A 13009-nucleotide genomic window follows, 5' to 3' on the forward strand; every position below is an offset into this window, starting at 1 on the left:
TCTAGGCTGATTTGATGAATTCCGACCTGCTGGACGACCTGGACCGCCGGCTCGCGCACGCGCTCCAGCTGGACGGGCGCGCGTCGTTCAGCACGATCGCCGAGGTGCTCGGCGTCTCGGACCAGACGATCGCGCGCCGCTACCGCAAGCTGCGCTCGTCCGGAGTGCTGCGCGTGGTCGGCGTCCCGGAGGCGGCGGCGCTGGGTCAGGTCCACTGGCTGGTGCGCTTGAGGTGCGTCCCGGACGCGGCGGCCCCGATCGCGACCGCCCTGGCCCGGCGCGCGGACACGCAGTGGGTGAGCTTGATGTCCGGCGGGACGGAGATCGTGTGCTTCATCCGCGCCCCGCAACGAGAGGAAGCCGACGGCTTGCTGCTGGGCCAGCTCCCGCGAACACCGCGAGTGGTCTCGATGACGGCGTACCGCCTGCTACGCCGTTTCGCGGGCGGCCCGGCAGGCTGGCCGGGCCGATCGAGCGCGTTGCCGGAGTCATCGGTGGTGTCGCTACGCCGTCCTCCCGCTGAGGTCGCCTACCGCCCGGAGCCGGAGGACCCGGCCCTGCTGGCAGCCTTGGCCCACGACGGCCGCGCCGACATGTCGACACTCTCCGCAGCCGCTGGCCGCTCGGAGTCGACAACCCGCCGCCGCCTGGAGCACCTGCGAGACGCGGGAGCGCTGTACTTCGACGTCGAGATAGACGCAGCCCGCCTCGGCTACCCCCTGACGGCGACCCTCTGGCTCACGGTGGCGCCCTCGGCCTTGTCATCGACGGGCCGCGCACTGGCACAGCATCCCCAGGTCGCCTTCGCGGCGGCCACGACGGGCCCGTCGAACCTGGTGGCGAACGTAGGCTGCCGCGACGACGCGGCCCTGTACGAGTACCTGGCCGACGACCTGGGCGGACTGTCCGGAGTCCAACAGGTGGAGACGGCCCCGATGATCCGCACCCTGAAACGCTTCGCCACCCTGGATCCGTGAGTTTCAGCTGGTTGCGGCCGAGGTGTAGCAACGAGGGACAGTCGAGCGACTTGGTATCCATGGAGACGTCGCACGGCAGTCCAGAGCGGGGAAACGTAGGTATTTACGAAGCGTTCCCGGGTTATCGGCTGCCCGCGGACGCCGAGATCGACGGCGCCTTGAAGACGGCGTTGGTGGCGATTGACGCCAATGTTCTCCTCAACCTCTACCGCTACAATGAAGAAACCACCAAAGATCTGCTCCGCGTCTTCGAGATGATCGGTGACCGGCTCTGGGTCCCGCACCAGGCAATCCGTGAGTTCTGGCGCAATCGGATGAGTGTTCTCACCAGTCGCGAAACGGCCGCTTCGCAAGCATTGGCTGCTTTCGCGAAGCACCGGCGGGCTACGGAAGACGCGATCAGGCAATGGGCGAAGGCAACTGCGATCGACGTGGCTTACCGCGATGAAAAGATCGCGAAGGCTCAGTCCATGTACGAAGAGCTGGAGGAATCGGTCAGCTCGTCCACGCCGGCCGCGCCTGCCGTACTCGGCGGATCGTGCGATGAACCGGTATTGGTCGAGCTCGAACAGTTGCTGGCCGGGAAAGTGGGCGCAGAGCCGGACCAAGACTGGTGGCAGGACGCGATCAAGGAAGGCGGTCGCCGGGCCGTCGCCAAGGAGCCGCCTGGTTACCTCGACGCGGAGAAAGCCAATTCCGATCTTCCCGAAGGCGCAGCCGGCGACTACCTGGTATGGAGCCAGGTCATGTCCGAGAGCGCTCGCCGCGGTCTCGACGTCGTCCTGGTGACGGGCGATGAGAAGGAGGACTGGTGGTGGCGTCATCGGTCGGAGTTCCTCGGCCCGCGGACCGAACTGGTCACCGAGCTACGCAAACTGAGTGGCCGCCAGCTCTACCTGATGCGCCCCGTCGACTTGCTCAGGAGGGCGTCCGTGTTGGAGATCGTGGTCCGGAGCGAATCCGTCGACGACGCCGCGCGAGTCTCCCGGCAAACCCAGGAGAAGCCACTCTGGTCGGCGGAGGGGATCGCTCAGCTGCTGGAACGTCTCGATGTCGAAGGCTGGGAACAAGCCGACGTCATCCGTGCCGCAGCGCGGTCGGGCGGGACTGTCGATCGACGGGTTGTCTATGAGATCGGATCGTATGACGACGATCGGATGCTCCGCGGATTCACCAAACCCACTGCCCGGATTACACGCGACCTTCAGGCTGAGGGTGTTGTGCCGGAGGGTGTCCAGGCCGCGCTTGCGCCGATCTACCAGGGAAGTGTGAAGGCGGCAGCCTTCCGGATCCCAGCCGAACTGGTCGCAATCCTGACCGCTGACGACCCTGACGCCGACGACGAGACTTCCTGAACGTGCCTCGCCACGCTGGATCCGTGAGTCAGCGGGGCAGCATCGGCATCAGGTAGTACGTCAGCTCCACCTCCCCGGCGTCCACAGCCCGGAGGATGCACGCCCTCATGCCCGGCTGGATCGACAGCTCCACCCGCTCCCCGGCGAACGCGCTCAGCGCGTCCAGCAGGTACCGGGCCTGGAACGACGGCGACGTCCGGCCACCACTGACGTCCGCCTTCAGGGTCTCCTCCGCCTCGCCGGCGTCCAGGCGTGCGCTCGCCAGGCGGACCTGTGCGTCGCCGACCTCCAGGGTCAGCACCCGGCGGTCCTCCGCGTACACCCCGACCCGGCGGACCGCCGCCGCGAGGGCGTCCGACTCCAGCGTCACCCTGGTGTCGACCGCGCCTGACGGGATTGCTTCCTCCGACAGGAAACCCGCGTCCAGGACCGCTGTCCCCACCAAACCGCCCGCCCAGCTCAAGCCGAACCGGCCCGGTCCCGTGTGGAGTCCGACCACTCCCCGCGCCTGCCGTGCCGCCTCCGTCAGCAGGGCCGCGGGTACCAGGACGTCGAGGGACCCCGGCGTCCGCAGCGGCAGCCGGGCCACCGCCATCCGGTAGCGGTCCGACGCCGTCAGCGTCAGCCGGCCGTCGGCGGCCTGGACGCGGACGCCGGTGAACAACGGCAGCGGGTCGTCCTTGGCCGCCGTGCCGGCGACGATCCGCAACGCCGACGCGAACGCCGGTCCGTCCACTTCGGACACTTGGGGTGCGGCAAAAGCCGGGGACGCGGCCGCGGAAGCGAGCAACGGCAACGCGAACCGGGCTTGCTCCAGGCGCAACGCCAGCCGGCTGCCTTCGACGACCAGGCGCACCGGCGCCGCGCCCAGCATCTTCAGCGTCTCGGCCAGCGGGGCCGCGGGCACGGCCACCTCGCCGTCGGTGTGGGTGGTCGCCGGGCAGTCGAACCGGACGGCGAGATCCGGGTCGCTGCCCGCGACCGTCAGCCCGGACGCGTCCGCCCGCAGCCGCAGCGCGGCGCGCGCGGGCAGCAGGCGGGACGCGGCGGAGACGGCCGCCGAGAGGCGGTGAGCAGGCGCGGTGACGTCCATCCCCGCAAGCTAGCTGCGACCACCGACAAAAACGACGCCGCCGCGGAGGGCGTCGAACAGCCGCTCCAGCCGGACGCGGTGGTCGTCCACCACGACGTCCGGCGATTCTCCCGCGACGAGCCGGGAAGCGGTCTCCGTCAGCACCGCGGCGTACCCGGCGATGAAGAAGGCGGCGAGCAACGTCCCGTCGGCGCCGAGTTCCTCGACCAGGACGCCTTGGAGTTCGGCGGCGATCTCCCGGGCGCGCGCGATCAGCGCGGGCGAACCCGCGACGGTCCGGAAGAACGGGATCGAGTGGTCGTTGACGCCGGAAAGCGGGTGGCGGTCGTCGAAGAGCCGGAAAGCCGCGTTGCGCAGGGACGTCAGCACGTCGACGTCCGGGGCGCGGTCGCGCACCGCCGCGCGCAGGACCTCGACGGCGTCGTCCGCGCGGTCCAGGAAGAGGTCCTCCTTGCGCGGGAAGTGGTTGAAGACCGTCACGCTCGAGACGCCGGCCTCTTTCGCGACCTCGGCGACCGTGACCTTGTCGTACCCGCGCTCGAGGAACAGCCGAGCCGCGACCTCCGCGATCTTCGCGCGCGTCTGCGGCCCGCCGCGTTCACTCGTCCTGGGCATCCGGACCTCACTCTCTTGTGTAACTAAACTTAGTCGATTAACCTAGTGGCATGCGCACCGAACTGACAGCCCGCTCGCCACGATCGTTGCGGGAAGCCTGGGTGGCCCTGGCGGGGCTGTCCGCGGTCTTCCTCTTCGAGATGCTGGACAACTCGATCCTGAACGTCGCGCTGCCGACGATCGGCCGCGAACTGCACGCGTCGACGACGTCCCTGCAGTGGGTGACCGGCGCGTACTCGGTCGTCTTCGGCGGGCTGATGCTGGCGTTCGGCGCGCTCGCCGACCGGTTCGGCCGGCGGCGGATCATGCTCATCGGGCTGGTTCTGCTCGGCTTCGCGAGCCTGGCGACGGCGTTCGTCGGCACCGCGGAACAGCTGATCGCCGTCCGGGTGCTGATGGGGATCGCGGCCGCGATGACGACGCCGGGCTCGATGGCGCTGGCCTTCCGGCTGTTCGAGGCGGACGACCTGCGCGTCCGGGCGACCACGCTCATCTCGACCGTGGGCCTGGTCGGCCTCGCGATCGGCCCGACCGCGGGTGGTCTGGTGCTCGCGATCGCGCCGTGGCAGGTCCTGCTCCTGGTGAACGTGCCGATCGCCGCGCTCGCGATCATCGGCGTGCGGTCCGGCATCGCCGCGGACGACCCCGCTGACCTCCACCGCGACCCATTGGACGTCCTCGGAGCGGTGCTGGGCACGGCGACGATCGTACTCGCGCTCGTCGCGCCCACCCTGTTCGTGAACGAAGGCACCGGATCGTGGGCGCCGTGGACGGTCACCGCCGCGGCCGTCGCTGGGGCGATCTCGTTCGTCCGCCGCGAGCGCTCGACCCGGTACCCGCTGCTCGACCTGAAGCTCGTCGCCCGCCCGCTGGTTTCCAGCGGCCTGGCGTTCAAGTCCGCGGCGGGGCTGGCGACCGCCGGCCTCGGGTACCTGGTGACGCTGCAGCTCCAGCTCGACTGGGGGTGGCCGCCCGCGCTCGCGGCCCTCGGGCTGCTGCCGCAGGTGGTCGTGCTCGTCGCGGGCGGCGCGTTCGTCAGCCCGTTCGTGCGGAAGGTCGGCCTCGAGCGGGCCGCGTGGCTCAGCGCCGCCGCGGTCGTGCTCGGGCTCGCGTTCTACGCGCTGCTCGGCCGGCTCGGCTACGTCTGGGTCGCGCTGGCGCTGGCGCTCGTGGCCGCCGGGCTGCGCGTGGTCGGCGTCGTCGCGGGCGTCAACGTCCTCCGCGGCCTGCCCGAGAACCGCACGACGATCGGCGCGGCCCTCATCGACACCGCGTCGGAAGTCACCACGGGCGCCGGCATCGCCGCGGCGGGCACCATCTTGGCGGCGCTGTTCACCGGCAGCATCGCCACGTCGAACTGGACCGCCCAGCAGACCTCACAGTTCGAGACGGCGGTGATGATCGCGGCCCTGGTGCTCACGGCGGCCGCCGCAGCGCTGGTCGGCTGGGGTTTCGTCAGGTCACGGCGCGGCTTAGCGGCCGACGCCACGACCTGACGAACTGCCTCAGTGGTCCACGCTCACCAGCTCGGTCGGCTCGACTGCCGCCGGTCGGACGGAGCGGACCGTGCCGCGCAGTAGTCAGGCGACCCGGCGAACACCAGCCCGCGCCCACCGGTCGTGCTCGCCCGATGGCCGCCGCCTCCGCGAGCATCAGACCGGCGCCACGGTCTAGCGAGCCACGCTCACCAGTTCGGTCGGCTCGACCGCCGCCGAGCGCACCGGGTGGACCGTGCCGCGCAGCAGCCACACAACCCCGGCCAGCACCACGCCGGCGACGCTCGCCACCAGGAATGCCGTGCTCGGGCCCGCGTGCTCGACTACATAACCGCTCACCGACTGGCCCATGGCCAGCCCCAGCGTCACCGCCGTCAGGACCCAGCCGAACGCCTCCGCGGCCGTGCCCTCGGGGGCGACCACCTCGATCGCCGCCGAGTGGGCCGTCGACTGCGGGGTGATCAGCGCCCCGGCGACCAGCATCGCCAGCGCCAGGCCCCACAGCGTCGACGGCCACGCGAGCAGCGCCACCAGTGCGCCGAACCCGCCCAGCAGCACTGGCAGCCGCACGCCCAGCCGGCGCGGCCACGGTGACAGGCTGTACACGACGCCGAACGCCACCGAGCTCAGAGACCACGCCGACAGCAGCAGGCCGCCGACCGACGCGTGCCCGGCTTCGGTGGCCGACGCCGGGACGGCGACCTCGACGAAGCCGATCACGATGCCGAAGCCGAGCGCGGCCACGGCGAGCGTCCGCATGCCGGGGCTGGACAGCGCGCCCAGCAGCGAGCCGCGCGAAGCGGCGGCCGGGCCCCACGCGCGGACGGCCGGGCTCAGCGCGAACAGCACCGCGCCGGTGAACTGCAGGGCGACGCCCAGCACCAGGCCGGTGCCCGCCCACGGCGCCATGACCAGCAGCCCGGCCACGCCCGGGCCCAGGATGAAGAAGACCTCCATGCTGATCGCCTCGTACGAGAACGCGGCGTTGCGCGCGCCGCCCGGCGGCAGGAGACGCGTCCACAGCGCGCGTGACGCCGATCCGACCATCGGCTCCGACAGCCCGGTGGCCGCGCCCAGCGCGACCAGCACGGCGGTCGGCGCGTGCGACTCGATCGCCGTGACGAGCGCGCTCATCAACAGCATCAGGAGGACCGCGACGGTGAGCAGCGGCCGCGTCGGCCCGAACCGGTCGATCAGCCGGCCCTGGATCACCGCGCCCACCGAGACACCGGCGAGTGAACCGGCCGAAACGAGCCCGGCGGCGGCGAAGGAACCGGTTTCGCGCTGGACGTAGAGCAGGGCCGAGATGCCGATCATGGCGATCGGCAGGCGGGCGAGCACGGACGCGACGGCGGGCCGCCGGGCCGCGCGGGTCGTCAGCGCGGTGCGGTAGTCGGCGAGGGACGTCCGGCTTTCGTGGTTCGAGGCAGACTGGGACACGCGTACCAGTATGCCGCAGAGTGGTACGTCGGTACCAGTTATTTGACGGTCAGGTGGGTCACCGGCAGACTGGTGGTGGATCTTGGTGCCAGAGCGCGAAATCTCGATCAGGTAACACTCACGACATTCTGTGTGGTCTCCTGCAACGAAACGGCGCCGACCGCGTCCTTGAGAGTGAATGGCCTTGAATTAGTGGGTATGGGCCGTGATGGTTGAACAACAGCAACAGATAACCCAGCTCCCTCCGGCATATGGGTCGGGGCCTGGCCCGGAGGGCGGGGAGCGCGGATCGTCGGGGGATGGTCCGCGCGACAAACGAAGAGCCGGTGCGCCACGTCGGGGGTGGCGCCCGGCTCTTTGTTTTGGGCAAGCACTGTGTTTTGGTGTCGAACACTACGAAGAAGGCCTCCTGACCCGCAGGTCAGGAGGCCTTCTTCGTGCGTGGAACAGGATCAACGGGCGCGGCGGGCCAGGCGCTCCGGGTCCAGGATCAGGACGCTCTTGCCTTCCAGTCGCAGCCAGCCGCGGTGCGCGAAGTCGGCCAGGGCCTTGTTCACGGTCTCGCGGGACGCGCCGACGTACTGGGCGATCTCTTCCTGCGTCAGGTCGTGCGTGACCCGCAGCAGGCCCGCCTCCTGGCTGCCGAACCGCTGCGCGAGCTGCAGCAGCGCGCGCGCCACGCGGCCCGGGACGTCGGTGAAGATCAGTTCCGCGACCATGTTGTTCGTCCGGCGCAGGCGGCGCGCGACGACGCGCAGCAGCTGTTCCGCTATCTCCGGACGGGTCGAGATCCACTGCCGCAGCGCCGGGCGGTCCATCGTGACCGCGCGGACCTCGGTGACCGTGGTCGCGCTCGACGTCCGGGGGCCGGGGTCGAAGATCGACAGCTCGCCGAACATGTCGGACGGGCCGAAGATGCCCAGCAGGTTCTCGCGGCCGTCCGGGGACTTGCGGCCGATCTTCACCTTGCCGGACTGGATGATGTACAGCTTGTCGCCGGGTTCACCCTCGTTGAAGATGACATGGCCGCGGGGGAACTCCACGGATTCCAAGGTCTGGGCCAGCGCCTCCGCCGCTGCCGGCTCCACACCCTGGAAAATGCCCGCACGGGCCAGGGTTTCGTCCACCTCGGGTGCCTCCTCGTCGAGAAACGATCACGCTCGGCGTCGGTCGCAGAGCGTGACGCCAGTCACTTGCGCGTCAGTCTAGGGCGTACAGCCGAGATCGCCCGCCGGGCGCGCGGCCCGGCAAACGATCTCGTCCGAACGTGGAGCCTAACTCCGCACGCGCCGCGCGCGTTGCCTGGCTGCCCGTCCGCCCAGCCTACGCAGCCGGAACAGCTCCAGCGCGCGGCCGATGCCGTGCCCGTAGAGCGCCCGGACCTCGTTGGGCTGCGCCTGCTCGAGGAACTCTTCGACCTCGTTCTCCTGCACCGCGACGTGCTTCAACCGGCTCTCCACCCGCTCCATGAACAGGGCGAAGAACATGATCACCAGGGGGACCAGGATGACGAACCAGACGGTCATGGCCGGACTCCTGAACACAGCCGGAAACACTCAGTGAAAAGCATCTACTCCAGATCCTCGCTCATGGCGGCCGGAAACTGCGCCGAGGTGGTGCTCTGGCGTGTCGGTCGTCCACCGGTGCTGTGCCCGGCCCGTCCGACGGCGCCCGTAGGCTATCGGGGTGCCACCTGCCACCACGAACGCCCCCCGTGAGGGCGCTGGTGAAAGCCGGTTAGCTCTGGTGAGACGCGCCAGGCGGATGAAGCGTTGCCTCGACGACGTGTATCCGGACGCCCACTGCGAGCTCGACTTCACCACACCACTGGAACTGCTGGTCGCGGTCGTGTTGTCCGCCCAGACCACCGACGTCCGGGTGAACCTCGTCACGCCCGCGCTGTTCAAGCGCTACCGGACCGCCGCCGACTACGCCGGCGCCGACCGTCCTGAACTGGAGGAATACCTGCGTTCGACCGGTTTCTACCGGGCCAAGGCGAACTCCGTGATGGGGCTCGGCGCGGCGCTGGTCGAACGCTTCGGCGGCGAGGTGCCCGCCAAGCTCGCCGACCTCGTCACCCTGCCCGGCGTCGGCCGCAAGACCGCCAACGTCGTGCTCGGGAACGCCTTCGACGTGCCGGGGATCACCGTCGACACCCACTTCGGCCGGCTGGTCCGGCGCTGGGGCTGGACGGCGGAGGAGGACCCGGTCAAGGTCGAGCACGTGATCGGCGAGCTGATCCCCCGCAAGGAGTGGACGATGCTGTCCCACCGGGTGATCTTCCACGGCCGCCGCGTCTGCCACGCCAAGAAACCGGCCTGCGGCGCCTGCCCGCTGGCCCGGGACTGCCCGTCCTACGGCACCGGCCCGACCGGGTTCGAGGAAGCCGCGAAGCTGGTCAAGGGCGTCGAACGGGACCACATCCTGGCCCTGGCGGCGCCCCGGTGACGACCGTCACCAAATGGGCGCTGGCCGTCGCCGTGCTGGTGGTGGCGCTGATCGTCGCGCTGCTGCCGCGCGGGGGCGCGGACACCGCGGCGACGCCGTCGGCCGGCCTCGCGCCCGCGCGGTCGGCGGCGGCGCTGCAGCCGTGCCCGCCGGCGAGCCCGGCCGCGCCCGTGAAGCAGCTCGACGGCGTCCGCGCCGACTGCCTCGGTGACGGCGCGAGCGTCGACGTCGGACGCGCGCTGGCCGGCGCTCCGGTGCTGGTCAACGTGTGGGCGTCGTGGTGCCAGCCGTGCAAGACGGAGCTGCCCGTGCTCCAGGACTACGCGAAGCAGCCGGGCGCGGTGCGCGTCCTCGGCGTCCAGGTCCAGAGCCCGGCGGAGGACGGCTTGAACCTGCTGGCCCGGCTGGGCGTGCACCTACCGTCGGTGTTCGACGGCGACGGGCAGAGCGGGCCGGTCCGGACCGCGCTCAAGGTGCCCGCGTCGTTGCCGGCGTCGTACCTGGTCACCGCCGCGGGCGCGGTGCGGTTCATCGCGAATCCCCGGACCTTCGGGAACACTGACGAGGTGCGTGTGGCTGTCGAGGGGGCATCGTGATCGGACCGCTGGTCGAGCCGGAGTCGGTTCCGGAGTGGCTCCGGCCGCTGGTCAAGGTCAGCGGTGAGGTCGACTCGAAGACGTTCACCCGGTTCAGCCCGCCCGACGGCGCCTACACCCGGTCCGCCGCGGTGCTCATCCTCTTCGGCGAGAGCGAAGCCGACGGCGAACCGGACGTCCTGCTGCAGCGGCGCGCCGACACGCTCGGCTCGCACGCCGGCCAGGTCGCCTTCCCGGGCGGCGGCGCCGAGGACGGCGACGGCGGCCCGGTCGGCACGGCGCTGCGCGAGGCCGAGGAGGAGACCGGGGTCGTCCCGGCGGGCATCCGGCCTGTCGCGATCCTGCCGGAGCTGTTCGTCCCGGTGTCGGCGTTCGCCGTGACGCCGGTGCTGGCGTACTGGGCCGAGCCGTCGCCGGTGCACGCCGTCGACCCCGGCGAGACGGCGTCCGTGGCCCGCGTCCCGGTGGCCGAGCTGGTCGACCCGGCCAACCGGTTCACGGTCAAGAAGGCCGGCGCGCCGTGGAAGGGCCCGGCCTTCGAGGTCTCGGGCCTGTTCGTGTGGGGGTTCACCGCCGGGTTGCTGTCCGTGTTGCTCGGCCTGGGAGGCTGGGAGCGCGAATGGGACCCGGGCGACGTCCGGGACCTCGACGAGGCGCTGGCCGCGTACCAGGCGCGGATAGCGGCGTCTCACCAGGGCTCCGCCCCGGGCCGGGGGCTCCGCCACCCGGAGCCCCCGAAAGCAGTGGAGGAGTGACACCGTGAACTGGGTCGATGTGCTGGTCCTCCTGCTCGCCGTGCTGGCGGCGGTGTCCGGTGCATACCAGGGCGTGATCATCGCGCTGCCGTCCTTGGTCGGGGTCGTGCTCGGCGCGATCACCGGCATCAAGCTGGCGCCGGTGGTCGTCGCGTTCTTCGACGACCCGGTGTGGAAGGTCGCGTTCGCGGTGGCGACCGTGGTGTTCCTGGTCGCCTTCGGCGAGGCGCTCGGCGTGTACGTCGGCCGCCGGCTGCGGCAGAAGATCAACCCGGACAAGCTCTCCGGCATCGACAAGACCCTCGGCGCGGTCGTGCAGGCCGCGGTCGTGTTCGTGGTCGCGTGGCTGATCGCGACGCCGCTGACGACCGTGTCCGGCCTGCCCGGGCTGGCCAAGGCGATCAACAACTCGGTCGTGCTCGGCAAGGTCAACGACACCATGCCGGCGGCCGCCCAGGGCTTCCCGAGCCAGCTGCGGAAGCTGCTCGACGCGTCCGGCTTCCCGTCCATAGTGGACCCGTTCGAGAAGGCCCCGACGGCGGACACCTCCCCGCCGGACCCGGCCCTGCAGAACAGCGGGATCGTCCAGCAGCTGCACGGCAGCGTCGTCAAGATCCGCGGCACGGCCAGCTCCTGCTCGCGGTCCCTCGAAGGCAGCGGGTTCGTGATCTCACCGCAGCGGGTGATGACCAACGCGCACGTCGTGGCGGGCACCGACACCGTCGGCATCGAGACGACGCAGGGCGATTACCCGGCGCGGGTCGTCTACTTCGACCCGGAGGTCGACATCGCCGTGCTCGCCGTGCCCCGGCTGAGCGCCCCGCCGCTGCAGTTCGCGCCGGAGACGGCCCGCGCGAGTGACAGCGCGGTCGTGCTCGGCTACCCGCTCGACGGCCCGTACCGCGCGACGCCGGCCCGCGTGCGCGGCCGGATCAACCTGCGCGGCCCGGACATCTACGAGGCCAACACCGTGCAGCGCGACGTCTTCACGGTCCGCGCGGAGATCCGCAGCGGCAACTCCGGCGGCCCGATGGTGACGCCGGACGGCCGGGTCATCGGCGTCGTGTTCGGCGCGGCCGTGGAGGACCCGGAAACCGGCTTCACGCTGACGGCCGAGCAGGTCCGCGGCGAGGTCGACGCGGCGTCGACGCAGACGACGGAAGTCTCGACCGGCTCCTGCGCCGCCTGACACCTGCTGCCGCGGCGGTCGTGAGTGGTTAGGGCGGTTAGAACCGCCCTAACCACTCACGACCCCGTAGCGCAGGGCGAGGCCGTCGAGCAGGGCGCGCAGGCCCGACTCGAAGAGGTCGTCCAGGACGAGGTCGTAGCCGTTCGTGCTCAGCTCGGTCATCATCCGGGTGAAGATCGGGTGGCCGCTGACCATCGCCGCCATCGCGGGCGCCTGGTGGTCGATCCACTGCTCTTCGGACAGCCCGGACGCGGCGAGCGCGTGCTGCTCGCGTTCGAGGTGGATCGCGATGCCCTGGACGTAGCTGAAGAACAGCACGTGCAGGTCGCACAGGGTGGCCGCGTCATCGTCCAGCTCGGCCAGCGCCGAGAGCGCCCATTCCGCGTGCGTCGCGAGGTTGCGCAGCGGCAGCGGGCGGGTGATCGGCGTGAGCTGGGCCAGCCACGGGTGCCGCCGGTGGAGCGACCAGAGCGTCCGGCCGGCCAGCGTCAGCCGCTCGCGCCAGCCCGCCGGCGGGATTTCCGGGTAGCCGCGCTCGCCGTACGCGGTGTCGGCCATCAGTAGCACCAGCTCGTCCTTGCCGCGCACGTACCGGTAGGGCGCCATGGCCGCGACGCCGAGCCGGGCCGCCACCCCGCGCATGGACAGCGCGCCGAGCCCTTCGGCGTCGGCGATGTCGATCGCCGTGCGCACGATCCGGTCGCGCGTCAGGCCCTGGTGCCCGCCGCGGTGCTCACGTCCGGCGACGACCGTGCCGGACCGCGGCTCCGCGCGCACCAGCCCCTCCTGGTTCAGCAGGGCGAGCGCCTTCGCCGCGGTCGCCATCGCGACGCCGTGATCGGCCGCGAGCCGCCGGGTCGAGGGCACCCGCGCGCCCGGCGGAAGCTCGCCACGCGCGATCCGGCCGCGCAGCTCCTCGGCGATGACCACGTACTTCACGGCTGCTCCCTGACCTAGTACAGATGACCTTCTGTACTAGCACAGAATTAGCCTCTGAACTGCGATGACTCCAGTGTGGTGCGGGCAAGCGTACAACCCTGGAGGA

Annotated in this window: 13 protein-coding genes; 7 read left to right on the top strand and 6 right to left on the bottom strand. The window is 71.0% G+C overall.

What is annotated here, in order from left to right; genetic code table 11:
• The first annotated feature begins 14 nt into the window (after positions 1-14).
• Both OG570_RS14015 and OG570_RS14020 read left to right on the top strand, forming a co-directional pair.
• The gene (locus OG570_RS14015; RefSeq protein ID WP_326956781.1) at positions 15-977 is read left to right on the top strand and encodes an Lrp/AsnC family transcriptional regulator; all 963 of its coding nucleotides are present in this window, start codon (positions 15-17) and stop codon (positions 975-977) included.
• Positions 978-1036: 59 nt separating this feature from the next.
• Positions 1037-2332 (top strand): PIN-like domain-containing protein, encoded by a 1296-nt coding sequence (locus OG570_RS14020; RefSeq protein ID WP_326956782.1) that lies wholly within the window; start codon positions 1037-1039, stop codon positions 2330-2332.
• Positions 2333-2360: 28 nt separating this feature from the next.
• Here OG570_RS14020 and OG570_RS14025 read toward each other — a convergent pair whose 3' ends face one another.
• Together OG570_RS14025 and OG570_RS14030 are read right to left on the bottom strand one after the other, a co-directional pair.
• The gene (locus tag OG570_RS14025; RefSeq protein WP_326956783.1) at positions 2361-3425 is read right to left on the bottom strand and encodes a DNA polymerase III subunit beta; all 1065 of its coding nucleotides are present in this window, start codon (positions 3423-3425) and stop codon (positions 2361-2363) included.
• Positions 3426-3434: 9 nt separating this feature from the next.
• Positions 3435-4040 (bottom strand): TetR/AcrR family transcriptional regulator, encoded by a 606-nt coding sequence (locus OG570_RS14030; protein ID WP_326956784.1) that lies wholly within the window; start codon positions 4038-4040, stop codon positions 3435-3437.
• A gap of 50 nt (positions 4041-4090) precedes the next feature.
• On the opposite strand from OG570_RS14030, the gene OG570_RS14035 reads away from it, so the two are divergent.
• Positions 4091-5536 (top strand): MFS transporter, encoded by a 1446-nt coding sequence (locus tag OG570_RS14035; RefSeq protein WP_326956785.1) that lies wholly within the window; start codon positions 4091-4093, stop codon positions 5534-5536.
• A 174-nt stretch (positions 5537-5710) separates the two neighbouring features.
• On the opposite strand, the gene OG570_RS14040 is transcribed toward OG570_RS14035, so the two are convergent.
• The 3 genes from OG570_RS14040 to OG570_RS14050 all read right to left on the bottom strand — a co-directional run bounded on the left by OG570_RS14040 (position 5711) and on the right by OG570_RS14050 (position 8502).
• Complete coding sequence (locus OG570_RS14040; RefSeq protein ID WP_326956786.1) at positions 5711-6976, bottom strand: MFS transporter; 1266 nt, start codon at positions 6974-6976, stop codon at positions 5711-5713.
• Positions 6977-7428: 452 nt separating this feature from the next.
• Complete coding sequence (locus OG570_RS14045) at positions 7429-8103, bottom strand: Crp/Fnr family transcriptional regulator (RefSeq protein WP_003081747.1); 675 nt, start codon at positions 8101-8103, stop codon at positions 7429-7431.
• A 147-nt stretch (positions 8104-8250) separates the two neighbouring features.
• A complete protein-coding gene (locus OG570_RS14050) occupies positions 8251-8502 on the bottom strand; it encodes a hypothetical protein (RefSeq protein WP_247058866.1) in 252 nt (83 codons plus the stop codon).
• Between the two features lie 238 nt (positions 8503-8740).
• Between OG570_RS14050 and nth the strand changes: the two genes are divergently transcribed.
• Genes nth through OG570_RS14070 form a run of 4 tightly spaced genes read left to right on the top strand, consistent with a single transcriptional unit; the run spans position 8741 to position 11964 of the window.
• Positions 8741-9424, top strand: a complete 684-nt coding sequence (nth, locus tag OG570_RS14055) for an endonuclease III (RefSeq protein ID WP_326951698.1) — start codon at positions 8741-8743, stop codon at positions 9422-9424.
• The gene (locus tag OG570_RS14060) at positions 9421-10020 is read left to right on the top strand and encodes a TlpA family protein disulfide reductase (RefSeq protein WP_326944987.1); all 600 of its coding nucleotides are present in this window, start codon (positions 9421-9423) and stop codon (positions 10018-10020) included. Before nth ends, OG570_RS14060 begins: the two co-directional genes overlap by 4 nt.
• Positions 10017-10775 (top strand): NUDIX hydrolase, encoded by a 759-nt coding sequence (locus OG570_RS14065; RefSeq protein ID WP_326956787.1) that lies wholly within the window; start codon positions 10017-10019, stop codon positions 10773-10775. Before OG570_RS14060 ends, OG570_RS14065 begins: the two co-directional genes overlap by 4 nt.
• Positions 10776-10779: 4 nt before the next feature.
• Positions 10780-11964 carry a MarP family serine protease gene (locus OG570_RS14070; RefSeq protein ID WP_326956789.1) on the top strand — a complete coding sequence of 395 codons (1185 nt, stop codon included), beginning with the start codon at positions 10780-10782 and terminating at the stop codon, positions 11962-11964.
• Positions 11965-12012: 48 nt separating this feature from the next.
• On the opposite strand, the gene OG570_RS14075 is transcribed toward OG570_RS14070, so the two are convergent.
• Complete coding sequence (locus OG570_RS14075; protein WP_326956791.1) at positions 12013-12903, bottom strand: GntR family transcriptional regulator; 891 nt, start codon at positions 12901-12903, stop codon at positions 12013-12015.
• Between the last annotated feature and the right edge of the window lie 106 nt (positions 12904-13009).

The organism is Amycolatopsis sp. NBC_01286 (assembly GCF_035982555.1).
In the GTDB taxonomy this organism is placed as follows: domain Bacteria; phylum Actinomycetota; class Actinomycetes; order Mycobacteriales; family Pseudonocardiaceae; genus Amycolatopsis.

Coding starts and splice junctions, on each gene's coding strand:
- OG570_RS14015 (WP_326956781.1), top strand. CDS start 15: ATGAATTCCGACCTGCTGGACGACCTGGACCGCCGGCTCGCGCACGCG.
- OG570_RS14020 (WP_326956782.1), top strand. CDS start 1,037: ATGGAGACGTCGCACGGCAGTCCAGAGCGGGGAAACGTAGGTATTTAC.
- OG570_RS14025 (WP_326956783.1), bottom strand. CDS start 3,425: ATGGACGTCACCGCGCCTGCTCACCGCCTCTCGGCGGCCGTCTCCGCC.
- OG570_RS14030 (WP_326956784.1), bottom strand. CDS start 4,040: ATGCCCAGGACGAGTGAACGCGGCGGGCCGCAGACGCGCGCGAAGATC.
- OG570_RS14035 (WP_326956785.1), top strand. CDS start 4,091: ATGCGCACCGAACTGACAGCCCGCTCGCCACGATCGTTGCGGGAAGCC.
- OG570_RS14050 (WP_247058866.1), bottom strand. CDS start 8,502: ATGACCGTCTGGTTCGTCATCCTGGTCCCCCTGGTGATCATGTTCTTC.
- nth (WP_326951698.1), top strand. CDS start 8,741: ATGAAGCGTTGCCTCGACGACGTGTATCCGGACGCCCACTGCGAGCTC.